At 44.4% G+C, this 25,291-nt stretch carries 18 protein-coding genes, 2 rRNA genes and 2 pseudogenes; 15 read left to right on the top strand and 7 right to left on the bottom strand.

The window, feature by feature from the left end:
• Positions 1-3: 3 nt before the first annotated feature.
• On the bottom strand, positions 4-762 hold the full coding sequence (locus J5O05_RS11175) for an NAD-dependent epimerase/dehydratase family protein (protein WP_208842117.1): 759 nt from the start codon (positions 760-762) through the stop codon (positions 4-6).
• 164 nt (positions 763-926) lie between these two features.
• Here J5O05_RS11175 and J5O05_RS11170 point away from each other — a divergent pair.
• Positions 927-2,956 (top strand): annotated as a pseudogene (locus J5O05_RS11170) (methyl-accepting chemotaxis protein).
• A 130-nt stretch (positions 2,957-3,086) separates the two neighbouring features.
• Positions 3,087-4,458: pseudogene (gene hemN, locus J5O05_RS11165) on the top strand (oxygen-independent coproporphyrinogen III oxidase).
• An 82-nt stretch (positions 4,459-4,540) separates the two neighbouring features.
• On the opposite strand, the gene J5O05_RS11160 reads toward hemN, so the two are convergent.
• The 3 genes from J5O05_RS11160 to J5O05_RS11150 are packed head-to-tail and all read right to left on the bottom strand — an operon-like array spanning position 4,541 to position 7,280.
• A complete protein-coding gene (locus tag J5O05_RS11160; RefSeq protein ID WP_208842116.1) occupies positions 4,541-5,560 on the bottom strand; it encodes an aldo/keto reductase in 1,020 nt (339 codons plus the stop codon).
• A 5-nt stretch (positions 5,561-5,565) separates the two neighbouring features.
• Positions 5,566-6,519: an aldo/keto reductase gene (locus J5O05_RS11155; protein WP_208842115.1), complete on the bottom strand. Its 954-nt coding sequence runs from the start codon at positions 6,517-6,519 to the stop codon at positions 5,566-5,568.
• Positions 6,520-6,548: 29 nt separating this feature from the next.
• The gene (locus J5O05_RS11150; RefSeq protein ID WP_208842114.1) at positions 6,549-7,280 is read right to left on the bottom strand and encodes a dienelactone hydrolase family protein; all 732 of its coding nucleotides are present in this window, start codon (positions 7,278-7,280) and stop codon (positions 6,549-6,551) included.
• A 331-nt stretch (positions 7,281-7,611) separates the two neighbouring features.
• Between J5O05_RS11150 and J5O05_RS11145 the strand changes: the two genes are divergently transcribed.
• Positions 7,612-8,481, top strand: a complete 870-nt coding sequence (locus tag J5O05_RS11145) for a LysR family transcriptional regulator (RefSeq protein ID WP_208842113.1) — start codon at positions 7,612-7,614, stop codon at positions 8,479-8,481.
• A gap of 122 nt (positions 8,482-8,603) precedes the next feature.
• On the opposite strand, the gene J5O05_RS11140 is transcribed toward J5O05_RS11145, so the two are convergent.
• Entirely contained in the window at positions 8,604-9,776 is a 1,173-nt protein-coding gene (locus tag J5O05_RS11140) for an MFS transporter (protein WP_208842112.1), read from the bottom strand.
• Positions 9,777-10,106: 330 nt separating this feature from the next.
• Here J5O05_RS11140 and J5O05_RS11135 point away from each other — a divergent pair, with 330 nt between their 5' ends.
• The 12 genes from J5O05_RS11135 to J5O05_RS11080 all read left to right on the top strand — a co-directional run bounded on the left by J5O05_RS11135 (position 10,107) and on the right by J5O05_RS11080 (position 21,409).
• Positions 10,107-10,868 carry an AfsA-related hotdog domain-containing protein gene (locus tag J5O05_RS11135; protein WP_208842111.1) on the top strand — a complete coding sequence of 254 codons (762 nt, stop codon included), beginning with the start codon at positions 10,107-10,109 and terminating at the stop codon, positions 10,866-10,868.
• 27 nt (positions 10,869-10,895) lie between these two features.
• Positions 10,896-11,471 carry a glutathione S-transferase family protein gene (locus tag J5O05_RS11130; protein WP_208842110.1) on the top strand — a complete coding sequence of 192 codons (576 nt, stop codon included), beginning with the start codon at positions 10,896-10,898 and terminating at the stop codon, positions 11,469-11,471.
• 71 nt (positions 11,472-11,542) lie between these two features.
• Entirely contained in the window at positions 11,543-12,550 is a 1,008-nt protein-coding gene (locus J5O05_RS11125; protein ID WP_208842109.1) for a ketoacyl-ACP synthase III family protein, read from the top strand.
• A gap of 224 nt (positions 12,551-12,774) precedes the next feature.
• Complete coding sequence (locus J5O05_RS11120; RefSeq protein ID WP_244369576.1) at positions 12,775-15,096, top strand: efflux RND transporter permease subunit; 2,322 nt, start codon at positions 12,775-12,777, stop codon at positions 15,094-15,096.
• Between the two features lie 26 nt (positions 15,097-15,122).
• Positions 15,123-15,917 carry an outer membrane lipoprotein-sorting protein gene (locus J5O05_RS11115; RefSeq protein ID WP_208842107.1) on the top strand — a complete coding sequence of 265 codons (795 nt, stop codon included), beginning with the start codon at positions 15,123-15,125 and terminating at the stop codon, positions 15,915-15,917.
• A 74-nt stretch (positions 15,918-15,991) separates the two neighbouring features.
• Positions 15,992-17,464, top strand: coding sequence for an FAD-dependent monooxygenase (locus J5O05_RS11110; protein ID WP_208842106.1), 1,473 nt, complete (start codon positions 15,992-15,994; stop codon positions 17,462-17,464).
• On the top strand, positions 17,445-17,648 hold the full coding sequence (locus J5O05_RS11105; protein WP_208842105.1) for a hypothetical protein: 204 nt from the start codon (positions 17,445-17,447) through the stop codon (positions 17,646-17,648). Before J5O05_RS11110 ends, J5O05_RS11105 begins: the two co-directional genes overlap by 20 nt.
• Positions 17,649-17,671: 23 nt before the next feature.
• On the top strand, positions 17,672-18,880 hold the full coding sequence (locus tag J5O05_RS11100) for a hypothetical protein (protein WP_208842104.1): 1,209 nt from the start codon (positions 17,672-17,674) through the stop codon (positions 18,878-18,880).
• 13 nt (positions 18,881-18,893) lie between these two features.
• Positions 18,894-19,565: an HAD family hydrolase gene (locus tag J5O05_RS11095; protein ID WP_208842103.1), complete on the top strand. Its 672-nt coding sequence runs from the start codon at positions 18,894-18,896 to the stop codon at positions 19,563-19,565.
• A gap of 44 nt (positions 19,566-19,609) precedes the next feature.
• Entirely contained in the window at positions 19,610-20,026 is a 417-nt protein-coding gene (locus J5O05_RS22470) for an SDR family NAD(P)-dependent oxidoreductase (protein WP_208842102.1), read from the top strand.
• Entirely contained in the window at positions 19,992-20,378 is a 387-nt protein-coding gene (locus J5O05_RS22465; RefSeq protein WP_208844517.1) for an SDR family NAD(P)-dependent oxidoreductase, read from the top strand. Before J5O05_RS22470 ends, J5O05_RS22465 begins: the two co-directional genes overlap by 35 nt.
• 2 nt (positions 20,379-20,380) lie before the next feature.
• A complete protein-coding gene (locus J5O05_RS11080) occupies positions 20,381-21,409 on the top strand; it encodes an NHL repeat-containing protein (RefSeq protein ID WP_208842101.1) in 1,029 nt (342 codons plus the stop codon).
• A 709-nt stretch (positions 21,410-22,118) separates the two neighbouring features.
• On the opposite strand, the gene rrf is transcribed toward J5O05_RS11080, so the two are convergent.
• Both rrf and J5O05_RS11070 read right to left on the bottom strand, forming a co-directional pair.
• Positions 22,119-22,233: ribosomal RNA gene (rrf, locus tag J5O05_RS11075) — 5S ribosomal RNA — on the bottom strand.
• A 131-nt stretch (positions 22,234-22,364) separates the two neighbouring features.
• Positions 22,365-25,250: ribosomal RNA gene (locus tag J5O05_RS11070) — 23S ribosomal RNA — on the bottom strand.
• Between the last annotated feature and the right edge of the window lie 41 nt (positions 25,251-25,291).

The following is a 25,291-nucleotide window of genomic DNA, read 5'->3' as shown; positions in this document are numbered from 1 at the left end:
TCGTTAAATAGCATTGGCGTAACGCAGTCCAAGTGCCTCAATTGCACTGCCATCTATCACTCTTTGCTGCGTCTGCTGACTCATAAACTCTGGCATGTCGGTTCCTTTGACTCCGCAATGAGCCTGATAGTACTCAAATCGCGTTGGGTGAGCTGGGTAACACACGTTATAAATGTCTCGAGCTTCACGCCAATTCGAAAGCACAACATCAATTGCAGCTATCACATCATCTCGGTGAACCATATTGACGAGAGCCTGAGCGGAACTACGTAACACTTTTCCTGCCACAAATTGTCCGGGTTCTCGTTGTGGGCCAACAAGTCCTGCCAATCGAAGTATTTTTCCGCCTGCAGACAAAACTTTCTGTTCAGCTTCTTGCAATACTTGTATTCGACGCGACGTTGGTGCCGCCAATGTGCCTGTTTCATCATAGCGTCCGTCAGTTTCGGCATACACGCCCGTACTTGAACACAATAAAAAGCCTTTACATTTCATGGTTTTCGCCAAATTCAAAGCCTCATCCAACATCGTAAGATACGATGACTCGGGATCACTCGCTCTTGGTGGGATTGCACAGACCCAATACGCTTCTGCCAACGTCAAATCATGGACCAATTGCAGGCCTTCGAGTGTAAATACTTTCATAAATGGTTCAGCGGACGGCGCGCGACTCGTCCCTTCAACACGATATTTTTTATTTGTAAAATAGTGACATAGCGGTTTACCCAACCACCCTGCACCAAGAATAATTATTTCAGCCATTACAAATTTTCTGACTATACTTTTCTAAGATATTGGATGAATGTCATTGAAGCACAAATAAGCTGAAAAGTCTTACCGCAAACGGTAGCAAAGTGCCGTCAGATATGGTTTTATACTTGGATGAAGCTCTATCCAATAACAATAATCCAGATAAAGAGATTGCCATGCTTGATAATCTGTCCTTTCGCCAAAAAATATTGGTTCTCATCGGCGGTACGATCGGTATTTTATTGATCGTCGCATCGATGTATTTCGTGAATCACATTGCCGATTTGTCTCGCCAAGGTGTGCAACGTGAAGCACAAAGCTATATTCATTCAGAAAAACTCTCTATGGAGTCGTATTTCAAGCAATATGGTAGTGTGGTTGAAACGTTTGTAACCAGCCCGCACGTTTTAAATTGGTTTACCGAATACTCACAAAGGGAAAGTGATCTTTCGAAAGATAAGGATTATCAAGAAGTCAACGCCGATTTTGTACGGATCAGCGGCCGTGATGAGAATTTACATTCCGCGTTTTTGCTTCCGCAAAGACAGGGGAATATTTCAAAGAAAACGAACGTACCTCAAATTATAAAGAGGGTGAACCCTACTTTGCTTACAAGCGTCCTTGGTGGCAAGAGACGATGGCAAAAGGCAAACTTTTTGTTGGTGCGGTCTCTGTTGATATCAACACCGGTGCGGTCAATGCAGTAGTTCAACAGCCGGTTTATAACGATGCTGGGCAACTTGTAGGTGTAGGTGGTGTCGACCTAAAGCTTAAAAAAATCAGTGAGCTGGCCGAAAACATTCGTTTTTCTGGGCAAGGTTTTGGCTTCTTATTAGATGACCAACTCAAAGTCGTTCACCTCTCAAAGCGCACGGGTCACAAGCTGTCTATTACAGACGAAGGCCCAAAAGGAAAAGAAGGCCTCGACGCGCTTGAGGCACAATTCCCAGCAACGAGCGGATTCAAATCGCTCAATCAACAAATAAAATCAACACCGAAAGGCAACAGCATTGTGACCTTTAACGGTGAAGAATATTACGTGGTTTATGATTCATTGAGTTTAGATAAACCGCTGCTTGATTGGCATGTTGGGATTTTAATCCCCATGAGCTTCATTGAGGCGCCGGTTGAAAAAGCGGTCATGACGACTGTAACGAGTGTGATTGTCATTCTAGGCATTGTCATTGCCATGATCATCGTTGCGACGAACATGATCACTAAGCCTATTGTCGTGTTAACTAAGACGATGCAAGACATTGCCACAGGCGATGGGGACTTAACGCGTCGCATTGAAATCGACAGCAAAGATGAAATTGGCCAGCTTGCTTTACACATGAATACCTTCATCGACAAACTGCGCGCGATGATGATTGATACCGCAGCACAAGCGTCTCAATTAGGCAGTGCGTCGGAGCAACTGCGAGAAGTTTCAAACAATACTAACCATGAGATCCAGCAAGAGAAAGAACAAGTCGATAGCGTCAGTGCAGCGGTTACTGAAATGGCGGCTACGGTTCTCGAAATTTCTCGAAATGCTCAGGAGACCAATCACGCAGCAGAGCAAGTGCAACGTATGACGGAAGACGGTATGTCGCGTTCGTCTCAAGCTCAAAACGTGATGACCAATTTATCCAGTCACATCGGTGAAGCAGCAAAGGTTGTTGCGGGTCTTGAACAAGAAACCAGTAGTATTGGCGCTGTGGTGGACGTCATTAACAGCATCGCCGAGCAAACCAACTTGCTGGCACTCAACGCGGCGATTGAAGCTGCTCGCGCCGGTGAGCAAGGTCGCGGTTTTGCGGTGGTTGCTGATGAAGTGCGTTCTCTTGCAAGCCGTACACAAGAGTCTACCGACGACATCCGTAACATGATCTCGCGCTTGCAACAAATTGCACAACAAGCTTCGACGATGATGCAACAAGGTCAAGACCAAGCAGAAGGCTCAGTCACTCAAACTCAAGAAGTACTTCAAGCACTGCAAAACATCATGGATGCTGTGACGGTTGTTCAAGATCAAAGTCATCAAATCGCAACATCGACAGAACAGCAAACGGTGGTCGCAGAAGACATTAACAACAGCCTTAACTCAATCAATGAACTCGTGAACAACACGGCGCACCATGCAGGTACGTTAGCTTCAGAAGCCAGTGATTTGAATGATTTGGCCAGAGCGCTCAATGCCTCTGTAAATCAATTTAAACTTTAATTAAAGTTGCCGCTTAAAAGGTCGCGAAAGCGACCTTTTTTGTTTCTCCGTCAAGCTTGCGGCAGATCAACTTGGCTCCCCTGATTTTCTCTTACACTTCGGACATCATTATTATCAATGAGTGCGTATCGTGATTAATTTGCCAATTTGGGATGATTCCCTAATCAATAAATACAATATTTCAGGTCCTAGATATACATCGTATCCAACGGCTTTATCACTTGAATCGGGGTATAGCCAAAAAGACTTACAGGCCGCGATTAATGGTTCATCGTCCAAAGCGTTATCTCTGTATATTCACATCCCATTTTGCCATCAGCTCTGTTACTACTGTGGCTGCAATAAAATCATTACCCGCCATCAATCAAAAGCGGACGTTTATTTAGACTATCTTGAAAAGGAAATTGCCGCCAAGGCGCCGCTTTTCCAAGACTATCGTGTTGAGCAACTGCATTTAGGTGGCGGCACGCCAACTTTTTTGACCGACGAGCAGATGACTCGATTGATCCTTATTCTCAATAACTCGTTTTCGTTTTCAAATGAGGCGCAACGCGGTATCGAAATCGACCCTCGCTCACTTGCGCCCAATATGATGCGCCGTCTGCATGAACTTGGTTTTAATCGCGTGTCATTCGGCGTACAGGATTTTAATGACGATGTGCAAGCGGCTGTCAACCGCCCACAGCAGGTCGAAGAAGTGTTAGCGGTATTGAATGAGGCTCGCACACTTGGTTTTAAGTCCATCAATATGGACATGATTTACGGCCTACCGTTCCAGACCGTAGAAAGTTACCGAGAGACTATCGAGCAATTGATTGCGCTCTCACCTGATAGAGTCTCTGTTTTTAACTACGCGCACTTACCTGATCGTTTCGCGGCGCGGCGTAAGTTGAAAGAAACTGACATGCCCAGCGCGGCAGACAAACTGACTATTTTTAAACAAACTCTTCAGCAAATGACACACGCCGGCTATCAATTCATCGGTATGGACCACTTTGCCAAAAAAGAGGATGAACTTGCCATTGCGCAGAATGAAGGTCATCTTCATCGCAATTTTCAAGGTTACACAACCCATGGCGAATGTGATTTGCTTGGCTTAGGCGTGTCATCGATTTCGCAAATTGGCCATATGATTTTGCAAAATGAGAAGGATTTAAAACCTTATTACCAGGCTATCACGGACAATCAATGTGCGATTAGCAAAGGGATCACTCTGCATCGAGATGATGAGATCCGCGCAGCCGGTAATTAAACAGCTTATTTGTCATTTCGAACTTGATAAACCAACATTTGAAGCGCAATTTGACATTAGGTTCGACGAGTATTTTGCTGAGGCAATCACTGCCCTGCAACCACTGGTCGCTGACGGCCTTGTTGAAGTAAACGAGACAAACATCAAAGTCACTCGCTCTGGGAATTTATTCATTCGTATCATCTGTATGTGTTTTGACGCGTATTTGCAAAGCCAAGTGAAAAACACGCGATTTTCGCGCGTGATATAAGCGCTGTGTTGGAACTTTAAAAGATAGAAAAGGCTCAATGCCTCATGACATTGAGCCTTTTCTCGTAAGTTAAGTTGTTGCTTTACTTCATTTCTGCAGCGTTAGCCGCCACGTCTTTATTCACTGTATAACGGCCACCAGCAACGTTTGTCGGCAAAAATGCCTTACTCAGCTGCGCAACTAAACTGGAATCTAAAGCCAACTGAGCGGCACGTACATTTGACAGGATATTTGCCGACTTGGTCGAACCTGGAATAGGTAGGACATCATCGCCTTGTGCCATTAACCACGCCAACATCAACTGAAATGGGGTAATGCCCAATCCGTCCGAAATATCATAGAGCAAGTCGTACAAATGTTGGTTTTTGTGCATATTTTCAGAGGTTGCGCGCTCTAAGCTGAGTCTGAAATCAGTGGGTTCAAAATCAAAACGAGCTGCTTGTCGAGAGCGAGGCACCATACCTCGGCCAAGAGGAGAATAAGCAACAAACGTGATACCCAGTTCTCTGCACTTAGGCAAAATACTTTCCTCAACGCCTCGCGACCAAATCGAATATTCAGTTTGCAATGCGCTAATAGGATGAACTTTGTGCGCACGCTCTAACGTCGATGGGTCTGCTTCTGACAACCCAATGGCTTTGATTTTCCCCGCTTTCACGAGTTCAGATAATGCACCAACGGACTCTTCAATAGGTACATTCGGGTCGATACGATGCAGATAAAATAAGTCAATACATTCAACTCCGAGGCGCTGCAAACTTTGTTCACATGCTTGTTTTATGTATTCTGGACGGTTGTTGTATTCACGGCGAAAATTCCCATCCGCCATGACTTCTTTGCCTCTGACGATGCCACATTTAGTCGCAACAACCAAGTCACCTCGGGTGCGTTTAATAAATTGACCAATTAATCGCTCATTATCGCCATCGCCATAGAAATCTGCGGTGTCAAACATTCTGACTCCACTGTCGTACGCAGTTTGCATAACGCTAAGAGCATCGGTTTGCGACAATGCCGTGCCATAGAACTCAGACATTCCCATGCAACCCAGCCCGAGATTAGGCAGCGTTTTATCGAGGTGTTTTAATGTGATGGTTTTCATCCTGCTTATTCCTTTTCACTGGATTGGAAAATCGAGTTTAACTGCGCTTTTGTCGTCGTATCGAGTGCATAATCAACCGCATTAAGATTGGCGGTGAGTTGCTCAAACGATGACACTCCGACCACGATACTATCGACCTTGCTATTTTCAGCGAGCCACGCTAACGCAAGCGTCGCCATTGGCACATCGAGTTTTTCACTGAGTGTGCGCAGTTGTTGCGCTTTAGCAACGTGTCCATCATTCCAGTACTTATCACGTAGCTGAGGACTGTAGGTCGATAGCAAAGTATTCGGTTGCACATTTTGATCTAAATTCTTGCCTGCCAAGATACCCGCAGCAAGAGGACTCCAGCACATCAACCCCAATCCATACTGCTCTCTAAGCGGTTGAATTTCTTGCTCGACATAATCACGTACCAAGAGTGAATATTCTGCTTGCTCAACAATCGGCGGTTCATAACCCATTTCTTTGCAGATATGGAATGCTTGGACCAATTGCTCTTTTGTCCAAGCACTGGTGCCCCAATACAAAATTTTTCCATCACGGATTAGGTCATCAAAGGTACGGATCGTTTCCCGAAGCGGTGTATGTTCATCAAATCGGTGGCATAAATACAGATCAATGTAATCCGTATCTAAACGCTTTAACGAATTCTCTACTGACGCTCGAACATGTTTGCGTGAAAGCCCACGGTCGTTAACGTCATCGCTCATCGGCCAATAGCATTTCGAACTTAAGACTAATTTGTTGCGGTCCAATCCTTTAAACGCTCGCCCCATTGCCTCCTCAGCATTGCCATACACGTCAGCGGTGTCGAATGAATTAATACCTTGTTCTACCGCATGATGAATAATTCGCTTTGAGTCGGTGTCATTTAACCGCTCGCCAAAATTTTTCCAACCACCAACAGAGAGTACGCTCGCTGATAACCCTGACTGACCTATTTTCCTGTATTTCATTTATTATCCTTAAAACTGCTGTGGGTAAACTATGCAATGCCACCGAGTTGCTTTACATGATTAGCGACTAACTCCACGCTTAACTCAAGCGCGTCCAAATTATAGATAGAACCCGGCCCTATGTACCCAACTTCTTGTTTTGTAAAACTATGCCGACTTTCGCCCAACGTGTGGCTATACCAAGGTCGACCACTTACTTGCATTTCCTTTAGAAAAAGAGAAATATCGTCTTTGGAAATGAGCGGATCTGAGCCACCACCGACAAAAACCATAGGCACTCGACTTGCATAGGAGCTCAAATGGAGATCGGTACTTGGATTACCATGGATAGACACCGCTAGGTCTATCGCTGAGCTGGTTCTTGCTGCTTCGAAGGCTATCGTGCCTCCAAGGCAAAAACCGACCATAATTAATTTTGCAGCTTTGTTTTCCCAATGATTTTCCAACTCGGCAATGGCTTCTTGAATCCATTGCCGACAACGCGCCCTATCGCTCAATACTTCATACACTTCGAAACGCCCTTCCAAGATATAATGCACGGGATGCGTATTGACATTATATGGATGGAATATGAGAGTTTCGGCATTGAGTGCTTGGCTAAATAACTCCGCCATTCTTTGCATATATGCAGTATTGGCACCTTGCCAATCTGGCAAAAGCAACAATCGAATATTTCCGCTAGGATTGTTATTAAAACGAATAAAACCACTCGGTAAAGCAGTATTTAAAGGGAGCAATTGATTCGCTTTTTTAATGTGCATCTCTCTGATTTAACCCTAAATTTTGCATTACGATAAAATCAATGAGACCACTATTAAAAAACCGAATCAATATGCAATAATGAAACGCCTGTTTCAACAACCTTTAAAGCCGTAATATGTTTGAAATAGTTCGATAAATCAAAATAAACCAAATAACACTCTTGACTTTACGTCAATATAACTTTTTGTATTATTGACTCACATTAGCAATCTTGTTAGTATTCAAATTAACAACAAAAAAACAACCCGCCAACATAAATCACATATAAAACCAACAGTTAACATTAGGAAGTAGCAAACTTACAATTTAGTTCTTTAGGATAATAAAAGGATGTTTGAGCAAGAAAATAAAGGTATGAATTGGGATTTACTATATAACTATATGGTATTTTCTAAATGCGGCAAAATGAGAAAAGCTGCAAGCATGCTAAACATTAGTGTTTCAACGTTAAGTCGGCGGATGGAAAAATTGGAATCCGACCTTAACATGTCTTTGTTTAGAAGAAATGCAAATGGTATTGCTTTTACGGAAGAAGGCTATCGACTCGCAGAATATTGTAAATTACTGGATGGCAGTATCGCTGAAATTTCTCAAGCAATGCGCTTAACAGAAAACAATATTCGAAAAGTGGTTCGTTGTTCAATCGTTGCCGATATCGCTCGCTACTTGATTATTCCTCATTTAAATGAGTTTTATCAGAATAACCCAAATATTTTGATGGAAATGGATACGTCAATGCAGCTTGTTGATCTCGCAAATGAAGATTGGGACTTAGCCGTCCGCTTCTCCAGACCTGAACGTGGAGCACTTATTGTTAAGCGACTCGGTTCAACTCGGATAGGCCTCTACCGTCATCAAGAAATGCCCTTTGACCCCAACAAAAGCGTTCCATTTATTGGGTGGCACAAAAAGGATGCCGATTTTTTACCCAATGTTTTAGCAAGACAAATCGAAAACTATACGGAAGTGTTAAGAGTGTCTGACTTCTCTGAAGTCATATTAGCGATGAAAGACAAAGTCGGTATTGGTTTTATGCCTGACTATGTCGCCAAACAATTTCCTCAATTTGAATACGTAGACCTACCCGGAACATATCGAGATGTAGATATTTGGATGGTCGTAAGGGAAGCTTCCGCCAAAGCACCTCACGTTAAGCAATTTATGGCTTTTTTAAATCACCTTTTCTCCGACTTTAATTAATCTCCGCCAAATAAAATTGGGTTATTCGTTATATTGAATAACCCAAATTAAAATCATAAAAAGCAGTAACGAATTAAATGCTGAATAACTTAGTCGAACTTAAAATAAGTTCTTCATCTATCTTACGCTGAAACCGCTTGCTTTGATTCGTTGGCAGGTGAGGTACGAGCCTGTGTTGAAAACGCAAAGATCAAACCGAGTAACGCAAAAGACGCCGCACCAAACGGTAGGAAAGTTATACCGAGTGAGCTATCAATGATGTAGCCACCAAACGCTGCAGCTAACGCGTTAGCAAGGTTAAACGCCGCAATATTAAATGACGCGGCCATCACTGGCGCATCGCCCGCTGCAATCATTGCATTTACTTGCAGTGGTGTAATCGTTGCAAACAGCGCAGCACCAAACAGGAAGGTCAAAATATACATTGGGATCATGTAACTAGACAGAAGACCAATCGCCAGTAAGACAACAAATAGGAAACCCAGCGTCGCGTTTAAGCCAAGGGTTAAGTTCTTGTCCGTTAACCAACCACCAATTGGGTTGCCAACAGCCATACCTAATCCGAAAATAAATAACATCATTGAAATGTTACTTTCTTCAAACCCCGTGACGTCGATTAATAAAGGAGCAATGTAAGTCAGTAGTGTAAACGTGCCAGAAAAACCGACTAAGGTCAGTAACAAAGCACGGATCACTTTTGGTTGTAATAGTGTCTTGAATTCCGCACCGATGTTTTGTGGCTTCTCCGATTTCACTTTTGGTACCAAAATAAAGATGCCTACCATTGCAACAAAACCAAGAATAGCACAAGCAACAGACGTACTTCTCCAACCGAACTCTAAGCCAATCATTGTCCCTAAAGGCGCACCTGCGATGTTTGCAATCGTAGCCCCCATGAATACCATCGACATAGCTCGAGCTTGTTTGTCTTTACTAACCAACTGCGAGGCAATAATAGACGATAGGCCGTAGAATGAAGCATGTACAAGCGCCGTAAAGACCCTTGAGAACAACAAGGTTTCGTAGTTCGGTGCGAAAACAGCAATCACATTACCAACGGTAAAGAGCGCAAGTAAGAAAACAACCACTTGTTTTCTTGGGTACTTTGCCAAAATAGGCGTTAAAAGTGGCGCACCAATGACCACGCCAATGGCGTAGGCAGTAACAAGGAACCCAGCATCCGAAACGCTGATTCCAAAGTCTTGAGATACATTCAGGAGTAGTCCCAATATCACAAATTCAGTAGTTGAAATTGCAAAAGCCCCGAGGGCCAGTGCGAATACAGCTAATGGCATTTTTTATTCCTTAAGTAATTTATACCAATTTCATTTGAAGTAATTATTTAACTCCAAACAATAAAACAGTCACCAAGCACATTTGTTGACAAAATCGATAATAACAATACAAAAAAGAAAATTATGTATTAAAAAACGCAACTCATGTTTCATTTTTAGGTATTGAACTAAAAACCCCTTCTCAATAACATTATTTCAGTCCAGTAAAACGAACATCATAAACATCAACACAAATCGAAATAAAAAATAAATATTTTTTAAATAAGATTTAAATCGAATTATTTGGACACTCAAAAACACAAGATTCGCAATTAAACAAAGGTATTAATTATGTGGAAAAACTCACACATTATTGTCGACGACATCTTCCAAGGATTTTCGGATGGCAACGACGCTGTTCTCACAAGAACCGAGCTGTATAACAAACTGTTGAAAAATGAAGTTGATTTGGAAAATGTAAACTTCATCCTTGGCCAAGGCATCAACGAATTAGACCTTCGCAATATGTTGCGCTCTTTAGACGTTGATACCTCGAAATTTACTTTCGCCAACGAAAACAAGTACGTGAAAGCAAGCCAAAACAATACACACAAGCATTATTTCCAAAACATTCTTGTCAGCGTGGCCCGTCGTCTAGAAAACAAAACATATGAAATGGACTTAATGCTTGATGGCGGCAATGAATTCTTCAGTGACCATATGACCGGCCAACACGTCCAAGGCATGGCAATAATCGAAGCCGCTCGACAAGCTTTCTTGTCCGTGACAGAACAGTTCTACTTGGCGTCAAAAGATGAGAAATTCTATTTTGTTATCAATGATATAAACATAAAGTACAAACGTTTTGTGTTCCCGGTAGCCTCAACCATTCAATACACCATTTTGGAAGAACGCTTAACCGACGACCGTATGTCTTTTGATGTTTCTGTCGATGTAATTCAAGACGGGAAGATCTGTGCAAATACGTTGGTGAGCTTTACGGTGTTTGAATACAACACGATCGATGAGAAAGAAAAACGCGCAGCGGCGAAAGTCGTCTCTTCATTGCTTGAGCAACACTCAACTACAGTTCTGGATAAAGAGCTGGCTTAAGTAATAGTTTTATAAGGAAATTGTGAAATGATTTTGTATACAATTAACGGCTCAGGCTCCGATTCCGTATTAGCTTTAGCGAAATACTTAAATATTGAACTTGAGGTGAGACCTCGTTCGGAATTCCGCCCAGCACTTGAAGCGGTAAACCCAAGAGCTACAGTTCCGACACTTGTAGAAAGCCAAGATATTGCCATTACTGAAACGGCAACGATCTTACGTCTCTTAGCTAGACGTCATGGCCCTGAATTATTAGGCGAGTCTGAGTACATCCAAACCAAAGTTGATGAACTGGTAGGATTTATGAGTACGGTTGTATATCAAGGCTATTTATTAAAGTTTCGACCAGAATTCTACACCAGCGTTGAAGCCCATTATCCCGCGGTAGGCGAGAAAGCATTACAGGTACTTAAGAGCAACCTCCAATCTTGGGAGTTTTTACTTACAGGCTCACAGTACTTGGTTGGTGACAAATTGACGATTGCCGACTTCTACGCATACGTATTATTGAAATGGCAATCCAATATTGCCCCGCTCAATGAAACGGACACACCGAAACTGTTCCATTATTGGAACACGCTAAAAGAGCCTCGAGTACTTTAAAAAATAACCCCTCCTTAAAGCCCTATTTTCCAATTGAAGATAGGGCTTTTTATCATACATGGGTATACCAAATGACTGATATCTACATTCAGGCCTGTCATTCTTATCTTCCCAATAAACGCATTCTTGTCAAAGACGCTGTCGCAAACGAACTCTACGATGAAGACGAAGCGAGACGCGATGAATACGAATCTATTGCTGTTGAAGAGGAATTATGGCCAATTGAAATGGCGTTAAAGAGTGTTCAAGACACACTGAAGCAGGGCGCAAGTTCACGCGATGACATTGATTTTCTAACCTACAGCTTTATTCATCGGCAGGGCCATAAGCACTTGTGGCAACCTGCGGCTTATTTACAAGACAAACTCGACTTAAATCATGCCATGGCCGTATCTGTAAATCATGGCTGCAATAGCATGATGCTCAGCACAAAACTGGCAATGGATCATTTGCTTGCCAGTACCAGCCAATCCGCGCTTGTTGTTTGCGCAGACCGATTTGCCAATTCCGGCTTTGACCGTTGGCGTTCTGACTATGCTGTAGTTTACGGGGATGCGGCAGCCTCAGTGCTACTTTCCAAGCAACCGAGTCCACTCAAAATACTCCATTTTCAACAACAATCCGTTTCAAATCTCGAAAGTATGCATCGCTTCCAACGACCAGAACCAGAATCTATAGAAAGTGTTGCGTCCCAATACAACACGCGGGAGGCAAAAAAAGCATATATGAGCCATTACGGAAAAGAAGGATTCATCAACAACATGCGTGTTGCACTGAGTGGCATGAAACAGCGTCTTATTAACGAAACAGCGCTTTCAGAATCTGTTGCGGATTGGATTGTGTTTCCAAATGTGGGGAAAAGCATTCTCAATGGCCTCTATGAACCCCTGTTTTCTGACCTTGCAACGCAAAACTTATGGCACGTAGGAAAGACCATTGGACATGCTGGTGCAGCAGATCAATTTCTTGGGCTTGCCACTTTAATGAAGTCTAACAACCTGAAATCTGGACAAAAAATCTTGATGCTCGGCTCTGGAGCCGGGTTCAGTTGTAGCACCTTACTGTTGGAGGTCTGTTAGCTGATACTCGGTTCTACGAATTAAAATCTCGGCACGGGCATTATTTGACTTAATGCAATTCATTTTTAGAACCGCTGTTTCATTTATGTTCATTGCTTATAAATTTTTTCGTTCTTAAAATTAACAGACTACAACAACATTATTTTAATTTAATATAAACCGGCATTTTTAATATGAAAAATGAAAAGTCAAAATCAAGTTTATATAGATATACTAGCAACATTGTGAAGCATAGAATAATCGTTATTTTACTCGTCGCGATAGCTTGTTTTCTAATTGGTCAAGGCCAAAATAAAATTGGAGTCAATACAGACTATAAATACTTCTTTGGTGAAACTACTCCTCAAATCGTCGCGATGGACGAATTAGAGGCAACCTACAGTAAAAACGACAACGTTTTTTTCGCAATTACGCCTAAAGATAATCAAGATATCTTTTCTAAAGAGGTATTGGGTGCGATAACTGAAGCCACCAGCAAAGCATGGAAACTGCCTTTTGTTACCCGTGTGGACTCATTGTCCAACTTTCAACATATTGAAGCGAATGATGAAGGCTTAGTCGTTGAAGATTTGGTACGTCACCCTGAAGCGCTTTCAACACAGCAAATTGACAAAATAAAACGCGTCTCTTTACATGAACCATTATTGTTGAATCGGATTGTTTCTCCAGATGGAAAAAACGCCGGCATTAACATCATCATCCAGTTGCCTGGAGAGTCGCCGATGGAAACGTTCCAAATCGTTGGTGCAGCACGTGATCTCATTAAAGACATCGAAGCAAAGTACCCTGTCGACATTCGCCTAACGGGTGTGACTGTATTGAATGCAACATTTGGTGAAGTTGGCGCATCAGACTTACAAAACCTAACGCCGATTATGAATGGCATTATGGTGGTATTACTGCTGGTCTTGTTCCGTTCGATTTGGATGCTGTTAGCAACGCTTGCCATCGTCCAGCTTTCAAAAATGGCTGCGATGGGTTTAGTAGGTTACATCGGTATTCCAATCACAGCCCCGTCCTCAATCGCTGCGACGATCATCATGACGCTTGCCGTTGCTGATTCTGTACACATTATCATGGGTATGGTGTCCGAAATGCGCAATGGCCTTGAACGCAAGTTTGCTGTCATTGAAAGTATTAAAAAACAATTCGTTGCCGTACTAGTGACTAGCTTGACCACCGTTGTGGGCTTCTTATCTCTAAACTTTAGTGATGCGCCGCCATACCATGATTTAGGTAACATTACGGCCATTGGTGTAGTTGTCGCGTTTATTTTATCAGTAACGATTTTACCTGCCCTGCTTACGCTACTGCCGATTAAAGTAAAACCGCAAAATAAAGCACAAACGATCACAGGCAAATTCTTCTCGTCCGTTAATCAATTTGTCATTAGAAGAAAGTTTTCAATTATCACGTTATCACTGCTCTTTATCGGTACGTGTGCTGCTTACATCCCGAAAATGGTCTTAGATGATAAGTTTGTAGAATACTTCACAAACGACATTAATTTCCGCGTTGAATCTGACTACATCTCAGACAATCTGACTGGTTTGTACACCATCGAATTCAATATTAAATCGGGTGCGACGAATGGTGTTGCCAACCCTGAATTCATGAAAAAAGTGGACGATTTTGCCAACTTTTATCGTGAACAAAGCGATGTCTACAACGTTAACGTGTACACAGACGTAATGAAGCGTTTAAACCGCAGCCTACATAGTGACGATGCAAACGAATACAAGTTGCCAAAATCGACCACGGAAGCGGCTCAGTATCTCCTTCTGTACGAAATGTCTTTGCCGTACGGATTGGATTTAACAAACCAAATCAACATTGAAAAATCTGAGACCAAGATGGTTGTAACGATGCGTGACGTATCAACCGTCGAGTTGCGAAAAGCGGCTGAACGTGGCGAAGCGTGGTGGCAAGCGAATGCTAAAAGCTACGAACCCGTCATTGGCTCAGGTGCAACGGTGGTGTTCTCTCACATGTCTAAAGCGAACATTGAAGGCATGATCACAGGTACTATCCTATCGTTCATCCTAGTCACTGCGTTTATGTTTATCTCACTTCGCAGCTTAAAATATGGCTTGATCAGTATGGTCGCGAACATCTTCCCTGCCATTATTGCTTTCGGAATTTGGACCATCTTATACCAAGAAGCAGGTATGGCCATTTCCATCGTCGCGTCAGCCACTCTCGGTATTATTGTTGATGACTGTGTTCACTTCCTATCGAAATACGTACACGCCAGACGTGACCTTGGTTATAACGCTGAAAACGCTCTGGGTTACGCATTTAGTAGTGTAGGTGTCGCTCTTGTGTTCACATCCGTAACCTTGATGGCTGGTTTTATCGTCCTAGCGACATCACCATTCCTCATTAACAGTACATTAGGCATCTTATCAGCAATTACCGTACTTGCGGCTCTTGCTATCGATTTCCTACTGTTGCCAGCAATCTTGCTACTCGTTGACCGCTCAACTCAGCCGCAAACAAGCGCGGCGCAGCAAGATATGCCTTCGCTAAGCACAGGCAACGTATAACTAAGCATTCGTGCAAGGAGTAAAAAATGAAACTGACTTTTAAACCTCTACTTATCGCATCAGCACTTGCAGTGTGTTCAAGCTCGCTTTATGCGATGGATAATCAGGGTGATCGCGGATTGCAAATTGCAACTGAAATGGAACATCGCGACACCGGTTGGAAAGACCAAGAAGTAAACGTTGAAATGACAATGTTCAGCAGCACAGGCGACAAAAGCATTCGTTACATGCGAAACAAGGCGCTTGAAGTTGAAAACAATGGCGACAAGACGTTAGTTATTTTTGACCAGCCAGCAGACGTCAGTGGCACAGCATTTCTTTCTTTCACTTACAAAGAAGGAAGTGACGATCAATGGTTGTTCTTACCAGCTTTAAATCGCGTTAAACGTATTGCCTCTGACAACAAGTCTGGGCCTTTCATGGGGAGTGATTTTGCTTATGAAGACATTACCTCTCAGGAAGTTGAAAAGTACACCTATAAATACATTGGTGAAGACACACTTGGTGAGCGCGCGATGTTACAAATCGAACGATACCCAGTAAGTGAAACTTCAGGCTATTCGAAGCAAGTTGTCTGGGTCGACGCTGAACACTACATCAGCCAAAAAATCGACTATTACGACCGTAAAGGATCGCTGCTAAAAACCCAAGAATTTGTGGATTACAAACTCTATAACAACAAATTCTGGCGCGCCGACAAGCTAGTGATGGTTAATCATCAAAAGAAAACACGTACCGAAATTGAGCTAAAGGATTATGCGCTCAGTGCAGGTATTCCAGTGACTAACTTTAGTACTCGTGCCCTCACTCGTCTGAGATAAGCACGCACTGTATGCATGGGCATCGCTTGATGCTCATGCTTTAACACGAAGAAAGATTAAAAGGACTTTCGAGAATGAATACAGAATCAGAAGCTCAAGTGCTGATTGTGGGCGCAGGCCCGATAGGCCTAACAACAGGCATTCTACTCACACTCAATGGTATTCCTTGCCGGATTATCGACAAGAATAACCGTATTCCCAGTAAAGAATACTTTAGCCGTGCACTAGGTTTACACGCTCGTACATTAGAAGTTTTCGAAGACATTGGCGTCATTAAAAACATCATGACGAAAGGGCGCATTATCAATGGTATCGGTTTTTATGTTGAAGGCCGCCGCGTAACTGGTGTTTCCTTTAGAGAATTGCCAACAAGCTATCCTTTCATGCTGAGCATTCCACAAAGTGATACTGAAAGTATTTTAGAAGCCCGCTTAAATGAACTGGGCGTATTCGTAGAACGCCAGACAGAACTCGTTGACATCGTGCAAAGTGACTTGTTTGTGACGGCGCAAATTCGCCTACCGGATGGTTTTTTACAAACCCAAGCATACGCTTTTGTCGTTGGTACGGATGGTTTTCGCAGTAAGGTAAGAGACCTGTGCAACATCCCATTTGATGGCTCGGAATACGAAGAAAGTTGGCTTCTTGCTGAGTCATACCTATCTCGAGATTTCCCAAGTGACGAAGCGAACGTCGTCATTTCTAAAAACAGTTGTTTCGCAGTTGTTCCTATGCCGGATGGCAAAACACGAGTTACCGGGCCAGATACGAGTTCAATGAAAGACGTCGATGAGGTGGATTTGACACTCTTTGACACCGCATTGAAAGAAATGGGTGCCCTTGCAAACATCTCTTACACAGACCCCGAACAAGTGACGCGTTTTCGAGTGCACAAACGCTTGGCTAGACACTATGCTAAACATCGCGTTTTCTTAGCAGGCGACGCCGCACATGTTCATAGCCCCGGAGGCGGACAAGGTCTGAATACAGGTGTGTTAGATGCCTATAACCTCGTTTGGCGACTCAATTTAGTGATTAAAGAACAGGCAACCTTTGCACTGATGGATGACTACGAAGTGGAGCGCCGTCATGCAGGTGAAGTGACTGTTTTTGGCACTGATAAAGCAATGCAAATGCTCCGTAGCAACCGCTCAGCCATGAGTAAATCCATTACCAATTTAGTTTTGCCTTGGTTAATGAAATCAAATTTTGGCAAACAATTGGCTGCGAATATGAGCCAAATATTCAATCATTATCGCCACAACTACACAGAGCAAGAACAGGAGTACTATAACTGCTCTATCCAGCTTGGTGATCCGTTACTCAGAGTTGTTCCGCCCATCGATGTTGCGGGTGATCCACTTAAAATTCAGCCCAACGGTAAATTCACTTTCTTGGTTTTTTCAGCACACATGAAAAAAGAAGCACTTGCTGTTGAATTGAAAAAGCTTGTTACGGTTGCAAAGAATTACCAAAACTTTTTCCGCATCATTTTGATAGCAGATGCCCCAATGCAAAGCATCCCTGATGTTGAGTCTCGTCTTTGACAAATCCCGCTACATCCATAACGCATTCGGTATGAATGAACCTGGCGCGTATGTCTGTCGGCCCGATGGCATTATTGCCTCACGTACAAAGAATGCAAACTTTGAACATGTCTTCGACACCTTCATTCAAAAGTCACTTCGTTTAAGAACAAACGAATCGTCAGCCATGCGTGAAAGCGCCTAACTAAACTAGTCGATGGAAGTACTATGATGTTAAAACATCTCATCAATAGCCTGCTTATTGTTAGCTCTTCGGCATGCCTTGCTGGCAACCTGAATTGGAAAATGGAATCGGGTGTCGAGTTACGTGGGTTTGAGCATGCGGGTTTGGGCACAAACAGCGACGCTACGGTTTCACTGTATGCGGAGCCGGAATTTACCTATGAAACGAGTCAGGGCACGGACATCTTTTCGGGTAAAGCATTTATGCGTGCTGACAACGAAGATGCACAGCGCAGTCACGTCGACATCCGAGAACTGTCTTGGCTTCACATCAATGAAGAATCGGACCTTCGAATTGGGATCAGCCGAGTTTTCTGGGGTGTGACCGAATCACAACACTTAGTTGATGTCATCAACCAGACTGACCTCGTCGAAAATCCCGATGGCGAAGCCAAACTCGGACAACCTATGATCCAATGGGCATGGATGCAAGATTGGGGTACGTTAGATCTCTATGCCCTCGTTGGCTTTCGTGAGCGCCGCTTTCCTGGTGAAGATGGACGATTTAGAACCCTTTACCCGATTGATAAACAGGCAACAACTTATGAAGCCAGCAATAACAAAGATCGTATCGATTTAGCCGTACGTTATAGTCGCACTATCGAGAGCTGGGATTTCGCTGTGTCACATTTTTCTGGCACGGCGAGAACCCCGGTATTAGAAGAACGACCTGACATTGACGGTATTAAGTACGCGCCTCATTACCCCTTGTTGGAGCAAACCGGCTTTGTCTCTCAATATGTCCAAGGTGATTGGCTTTGGAAAGTCGAACTCATTAGTGCACAACAGCAGAATCAACGATTTACAGCCAGTACTTTTGGATTTGAATACACCCAAGTAGGCGTTTTCGCAAGCCAAGCGGACTTAGGTTGGCTGGTTGAATACTCATTTGATGATAGAGGAACAAATGGGCCATCCTCTTTTGAACATGACTGGTTTGCAGGCTGGCGCTTATCGGCCAACGACCCCCAATCATCTGAAGCTTTATTAGGCCTATTATGGGACCCCGCTTCTGGTGAAAAGTCCGTCTCGATTGAAGCCAGTACTCGACTTGGCAACGACATTAAAATTGCGTTCGAAATGCGCAGTTATAGCGGCTCAAAACCCGCCGATGATCTTTTCTCCGACGACGACAAACTCCTGTTTTTAAGTACAGAGAGTTACGCTCAACTTGAAGTTGCTTATTATTTTTAACCAAGGAATGCAGATGGAACACGATTATAAAAGCTACGCTTTTTTTGACGTAGACAACACGCTCATAAAAATAAAAAGCATGTTTTCTTTCTTAGAATTTATCGAAAAAGAAGCAACGCCCACAGTGACGATAAATCCCCAAGCAAAAGAAAACTTTCTTGCTTTGGCAAAACAGAACCAAGATAGGAATCTGGCGAACAAAGTCTATTACCAACTATTTAAAGGTATTGAGGCCTCTCTCTTTTACCGATTAGCGCAACAATGGGCAGACCGCCAACGCGAAGGTATTGCGTCTCTATTGCTCGGAAACACAGTGAAACGCTTACAAGAGCATAAAAATAACGGCACTGGAGTCATCTTCGTGTCGGGGTCCTTTCCTGAATTACTAGCGCCTTTTATGGAAGAGCTAGATGCGGATGGCTGCTTAGCCACCAAAATTGAAGAAGTTAATGGCGTACTCACAGGTGAAATCGACGCCCCACAAACGATCGGTGAAGGCAAAGCAGTCGCAGTTCGCGCTTTTCTTGCTGAAAAGAATGTGCCAGCAGAACAGTGTTTTGCGTATGGCGATGACATCAGCGATGCCCCAATGCTTCACGCTGTAGGAACCGCAACGGCCATTATTGGCAACCCCCTGTTAGAACAAGAAGCTGACAAATATCACTGGGAAAAACTACACGCTTAGTTGTAGTGAATTGACTTTATGTAACAAACCGAAGGACACGAAAAATGAGTTTATTAAAAGATAAAAAAGGCATGATCGTAGGCGCAACATCTGGCATTGGTCGTGCTGCAGCAACGTTGTTTGCAAAAGAAGGTGCGGAAGTTGTCGTGATTGGCCGCCGTGCCGAATTACTTGAGAGCCTCGTTTCTGAAATCAAAGAAGCCGGTGGTAAAGCACATTACATTGTCGCAGACATTGCTAAGAGTGATGACATCAAACGCATGACGGATGAAGCACAAACGTTGTTAGGACGCCTTGATTTCGCCTTTAATAATGCGGGAACAATCGGGAATTTCGCCCCTATTTTCGACCAAAGTGAAGCGGATTGGGATCACACAATCGGCACAAACCTAAAAGCGGTGTGGCTATCTATTAAAGAGCAAGCCACTGCAATGCGAATCTCATGGCGGCGCTATCGTTAACACCTCTTCATGGCTCTCTAACGGTGGCCTAATTGGTTCTACTGCCTATTCTGCAAGCAAAGCGGGCATGGATGGCATTATCCGTCCTGCGGCACTCGAACTTGCTCAATATGGCATTCGCATCAATAACATTAATCCTGGTGGCGTTGATACTGAAATGACGCGCGAAGCATTTCAACATGATGAACAAGTGCTAAGCACGTTTGCAAAGTCTCATCCATTGGGGAAACTAGCCTCTTCTGAAGAAATTGCTGAACTTGCCGCCTACCTGTTGTCAGACAGAGCTCGAAACATCACTGGCCAAGCTATCTTTACCGATGGTGGATATGCCATTGCGGGTCAAAGGGGTTAACGGTGCGAACCAATCAACCTTTAAGAACTCGAAAATCGCCATTAATGGCGATTCTCGCTTCACTTTTCTTCGGGTCGGTATCTGCTCAAGCCTCGAGCACTCCATGGTTTGATGAAGAAACTCAAACTGAACGTATCGTCTTACCCGAGGGCTATAAGTACCCTAATGGCATTACACATTCGCCAAAAGGCCGTGTTTTTGTCGGATCTGTTGTCTCTGGCGACATACTTGAAATAAAGCCTAACAAGAAAGTACGCGTTGCAATTCCTGCTTCCGAGCAGGTCTTTGCAGGTACTAGCTTACGTTTCGATGAGGTCACCAACATGCTTTGGGTTGCTTCACCAGACTTCCTTGGTGTAACAGATAGTGATGGTAACGTCACTCGCAGGGCACATCGAGTGGCAGCGATTGATGTGAAAAAGCGCAAAGTTCTGCGCATTTGGACCATGCCAGATCAAGGATTCTGTAACGACATCGCTTTGGATGGTCACGGTGGCGTATTTATTTCAGATAGCATCGCAGACCTTGTGCATCATATTGATTCACCCACGTCAGAGCTTGAACCTTATGCAACCAGTAGCTTGTTTTCGCCTGGCGAACTTGGGCCTGCAGGCATCGTACAGCTCGCAAATAGCGACCTGATTGTTGGTCTATACAGTGCGGGCGAATTGCTACGAGTAAGTGGAAACGACCGCTCTGTTAGTCGTATTCCACTCCAGCGCAGTTTAGAAAATCCCGATGGCATCTACGCGATTAGCGACAATAAAATCTTAGTTCTTGAAGGTGGTGCAAATAGTGGAAATGGTAAGCTTAATCTGATTGATTTTAATGGTGATGCACCATACGCCGTTCACACACTTGTCGAACATATAGAGTCCCCACTAAATCTTACCGTGGTGGATGATAAAGTTTATATTACTGAAAGCAGAATAAGGCATTTACTTATTAAAGATACAGGTTTACCAGTGCCTGAAGCGTTTTTTATAAGAGAAATCGACCTATCTAGTAATCCGTTTTACGAAATAGACTAACTTACTTACTCCACAATGCCCTGAGAGGATCGCTTTTTCTACATCCTAATTGGGGCATTTTTATTTTCGCTCCATTCTTTATCCTCTTGCCTCAATCGCTATGTGCTTTTCATACATCTTAATGAAACCGTTCGCGAAGATACATCTCCATCGAATGCTATTATTCCAATAAGCAACGCCAGTGACCGCAAATAGACTCGGTAGTGTTCTATGTTTGCCACTCGAAATCATACCTATAAATTTGTTTTCTAATATTCTGATAAGTAAATAACTACAATTTGAGTCAGGAAATCCTGAGCCGGCTGCGCTACGCTAGTGTGCGTCGCTTTACTGAGGCAAAATACGTTCGAAGTGGAGCTCTATAGTGCTGTACATAGGCGAGATCAGGAATGATCGAGGTGAAATGCCACAAGGAGGTATTCCAATATTAATTTGGGTTTGGGATATGTTTCTGAGCGCATAAAGCAAAAAAGCCCGACTCTTTCGGATCGGGCTTTCTTTAAATAGAGTCGGGGGCGCCTAGTCGGGGGCGCCCAGCCTGGCGATGGTCGGGGACGCCTAGTCCGTCTGCGCTTCGCTTGCGTTCCTCGGACTGCGAAGATGATCAATCTTCGGTTCCTCGTCACCCTACTTTCACGTAGGACATCTCTAAACACGTAATAAATAAGAAGGCCTCTTCTTTCGAAGAGGCCTTCTTATTTAATTAAGAGCCTGGCGATGTCCTACTTTCACATGGCAGCTGCCACACTATCATCGGCGCTGTTGCGTTTCACTTCTGAGTTCGGCATGGGGTCAGGTGGGTCCACAACGCTATTGTCACCAAGCATAAGCTGGTCGTCTACTCGCTACCGCAAGTAAACTAAATCTGGAATTCTGATATTAATGTCTTTTACTTCGTCGTTGTCTACTTTAGTCAATACTTAACTTCTAACAACTTAAACCACTTTGGCGTTGTATGGTTAAGCCTCACGGGTAATTAGTACAGGTTAGCTTCACGCCTCACAGCGCTTCCACACCCTGCCTATCAACGTTGTAGTCTCCAACGGCCCTTTAGTGGAGTTAAACTCCAAGTGAGAACTCATCTCGAGGCTCGCTTCCCGCTTAGATGCTTTCAGCGGTTATCGATTCCGAACGTAGCTACCGGGCAATGCCATTGGCATGACAACCCGAACACCAGCGGTTCGTCCACTCCGGTCCTCTCGTACTAGGAGCAGCCCCTCTCAATTCTCAAACGCCCACGGCAGATAGGGACCGAACTGTCTCACGACGTTCTAAACCCAGCTCGCGTACCACTTTAAATGGCGAACAGCCATACCCTTGGGACCGACTTCAGCCCCAGGATGTGATGAGCCGACATCGAGGTGCCAAACACCGCCGTCGATATGAACTCTTGGGCGGTATCAGCCTGTTATCCCCGGAGTACCTTTTATCCGTTGAGCGATGGCCCTTCCATTCAGAACCACCGGATCACTATGACCTACTTTCGTACCTGCTCGACGTGTCTGTCTCGCAGTTAAGCTTGCTTCTACCATTACACTAACCGAGCGATGTCCGACCGCTCTTAGCAAACCTTCGTGCTCCTCCGTTACTCTTTGGGAGGAGACCGCCCCAGTCAAACTACCCACCAGGCACTGTCCGTAACCCCGATTAGGGGCCAACGTTAGAACATCAAACATACAAGGGTGGTATTTCAAGGACGGCTCCACAAGAACTAGCGTTCTTGCTTCAAAGCCTCCCACCTATCCTACACATGTAGGTTCAATGTTCAGTGCCAAGCTATAGTAAAGGTTCACGGGGTCTTTCCGTCTAGCCGCGGGTACACAGCATCTTCACTGCGATTTCAATTTCACTGAGTCTCGGGTGGAGACAGCGTAGCCATGATTACGCCATTCGTGCAGGTCGGAACTTACCCGACAAGGAATTTCGCTACCTTAGGACCGTTATAGTTACGGCCGCCGTTTACCGGGGCTTCGATCAAGAGCTTCGTCCGAAGACTAACCCCATCAATTAACCTTCCGGCACCGGGCAGGCGTCACACCGTATACGTCATCTTACGATTTTGCACAGTGCTGTGTTTTTAATAAACAGTTCCAGCTACCTATTCTCTGCGACTCCCGTCTGCTTACACCGCAAGGGCTTAACAGACAAGAGCGTACCTTCTCCCGAAGTTACGGTACCATTTTGCCTAGTTCCTTCACCCGAGTTCTCTCAAGCGCCTTAGTATTCTCTACCTGACCACCTGTGTCGGTTTCGGGTACGATTCGATATGAACTGAAGCTTAGAGGCTTTTCCTGGAAGTAGGGCATCAACAACTTCACACCCGTAGGTGCTCGTCTCGTATCTCAGCCTTAAGGAAACCCGGATTTACCTAAGTCTCCAGCCTACATACTTTCACATGGACAACCAACGCCATGCTTGCCTAGCCTGCTCCGTCCCCCCATCGCATTCATATCAAGTACGGGAATATTAACCCGTTTCCCATCGACTACGCTCTTCAGCCTCGCCTTAGGGGTCGACTCACCCTACCCTGATTAACATGGGATAGGAACCCTTGGTCTTCCGGCGTGCGGGTTTTTCACCCGCATTATCGTTACTTATGTCAGCATTCGCACTTCTGATACCTCCAGCATACCTCCCGGTACACCTTCAACGGCTTACAGAACGCTCCCCTACCCCGCAGATAAAATCTGCAGCCGCAGCTTCGGTGGTATGTTTAGCCCCGTTACATCTTCCGCGCAGGCCGACTCGACTAGTGAGCTATTACGCTTTCTTTAAAGGGTGGCTGCTTCTAAGCCAACCTCCTAGCTGTTTTAGCCTTCCCACATCGTTTCCCACTTAACATACACTTTGGGACCTTAGCTGGCGGTCTGGGTTGTTTCCCTCTTCACGACGGACGTTAGCACCCGCCGTGTGTCTCCCGGATATTACTTACTGGTATTCGGAGTTTGCAAAGGGTTGGTAAGTCGGGATGACCCCCTAGCCTTAACAGTGCTCTACCCCCAGTAGTATTCGTCCGAGGCTCTACCTAAATAGATTTCGGGGAGAACCAGCTATCTCCCGGTTTGATTAGCCTTTCACTCCAATCCACAAGTCATCCCCTACCTTTTCAACGGGAGTGGGTTCGGTCCTCCAGTCAGTGTTACCTGACCTTCAACCTGCTCATGGATAGATCACCGGGTTTCGGGTCTATACCCTGCAACTAAGCGCCCAGTTAAGACTCGCTTTCGCTACGGCTACCCTATTCGGTTAACCTCGCTACAGAATATAAGTCGCTGACCCATTATACAAAAGGTACGCAGTCACACCACGAAGGTGCTCCTACTGCTTGTACGTACACGGTTTCAGGTTCTATTTCACTCCCCTTACAGGGGTTCTTTTCGCCTTTCCCTCACGGTACTGGTTCACTATCGGTCAGTTGGGAGTATTTAGCCTTGGAGGATGGTCCCCCCATATTCAGACAAGGTTTCACGTGCCCCGTCCTACTCGATTTCACTGTGTATAAGTTTTTGTGTACGGGACTATCACCCTGTATCGTTACACTTTCCAGAATATTCCACTAACTACAACACAGCTTAAGGGCTGGTCCGCGTTCGCTCGCCACTACTAACGGAATCTCGGTTGATTTCTTTTCCTCGGGGTACTTAGATGTTTCAGTTCTCCCGGTTCGCCTCCTATGGCTATGTATTCACCATAGGATACCTATAAATAGGTGGGTTTCCCCATTCGGAAATCCGAGCCTCAAGCGCCTCTTACTGGCTTGACTCGGCTTATCGCAAGTTAGTACGTCCTTCATCGCCTCCAACTGCCAAGGCATCCACCGTGTACGCTTAGTCACTTAACCATACAACCCAAAATGGTTTGCATCGTCAAAGACAGTTTAAC

The sequence above is a fragment of the Pseudoalteromonas xiamenensis genome (genome assembly GCF_017638925.1).
Classification (GTDB): Bacteria; Pseudomonadota; Gammaproteobacteria; order Enterobacterales; family Alteromonadaceae; genus Pseudoalteromonas; species Pseudoalteromonas xiamenensis.
Note: the sequence above shows the minus strand (reverse complement) of the source record. Positions and strands in the feature narration are given on the sequence as shown.

What these genes read in the sequence shown, in the direction of transcription:
- J5O05_RS11175 (WP_208842117.1), bottom strand. Translation starts at nt 762, where the DNA reads ATGGCTGAAATAATTATTCTTGGTGCAGGGTGGTTGGGTAAACCGCTA.
- J5O05_RS11160 (WP_208842116.1), bottom strand. Translation starts at nt 5,560, where the DNA reads ATGAAAACCATCACATTAAAACACCTCGATAAAACGCTGCCTAATCTC.
- J5O05_RS11155 (WP_208842115.1), bottom strand. Translation starts at nt 6,519, where the DNA reads ATGAAATACAGGAAAATAGGTCAGTCAGGGTTATCAGCGAGCGTACTC.
- J5O05_RS11150 (WP_208842114.1), bottom strand. Translation starts at nt 7,280, where the DNA reads ATGCACATTAAAAAAGCGAATCAATTGCTCCCTTTAAATACTGCTTTA.
- J5O05_RS11145 (WP_208842113.1), top strand. Translation starts at nt 7,612, where the DNA reads ATGTTTGAGCAAGAAAATAAAGGTATGAATTGGGATTTACTATATAAC.
- J5O05_RS11140 (WP_208842112.1), bottom strand. Translation starts at nt 9,776, where the DNA reads ATGCCATTAGCTGTATTCGCACTGGCCCTCGGGGCTTTTGCAATTTCA.
- J5O05_RS11135 (WP_208842111.1), top strand. Translation starts at nt 10,107, where the DNA reads ATGTGGAAAAACTCACACATTATTGTCGACGACATCTTCCAAGGATTT.
- J5O05_RS11130 (WP_208842110.1), top strand. Translation starts at nt 10,896, where the DNA reads ATGATTTTGTATACAATTAACGGCTCAGGCTCCGATTCCGTATTAGCT.
- J5O05_RS11125 (WP_208842109.1), top strand. Translation starts at nt 11,543, where the DNA reads ATGACTGATATCTACATTCAGGCCTGTCATTCTTATCTTCCCAATAAA.
- J5O05_RS11115 (WP_208842107.1), top strand. Translation starts at nt 15,123, where the DNA reads ATGAAACTGACTTTTAAACCTCTACTTATCGCATCAGCACTTGCAGTG.
- J5O05_RS11110 (WP_208842106.1), top strand. Translation starts at nt 15,992, where the DNA reads ATGAATACAGAATCAGAAGCTCAAGTGCTGATTGTGGGCGCAGGCCCG.
- J5O05_RS11105 (WP_208842105.1), top strand. Translation starts at nt 17,445, where the DNA reads ATGTTGAGTCTCGTCTTTGACAAATCCCGCTACATCCATAACGCATTC.
- J5O05_RS11100 (WP_208842104.1), top strand. Translation starts at nt 17,672, where the DNA reads ATGATGTTAAAACATCTCATCAATAGCCTGCTTATTGTTAGCTCTTCG.
- J5O05_RS11095 (WP_208842103.1), top strand. Translation starts at nt 18,894, where the DNA reads ATGGAACACGATTATAAAAGCTACGCTTTTTTTGACGTAGACAACACG.
- J5O05_RS22470 (WP_208842102.1), top strand. Translation starts at nt 19,610, where the DNA reads ATGAGTTTATTAAAAGATAAAAAAGGCATGATCGTAGGCGCAACATCT.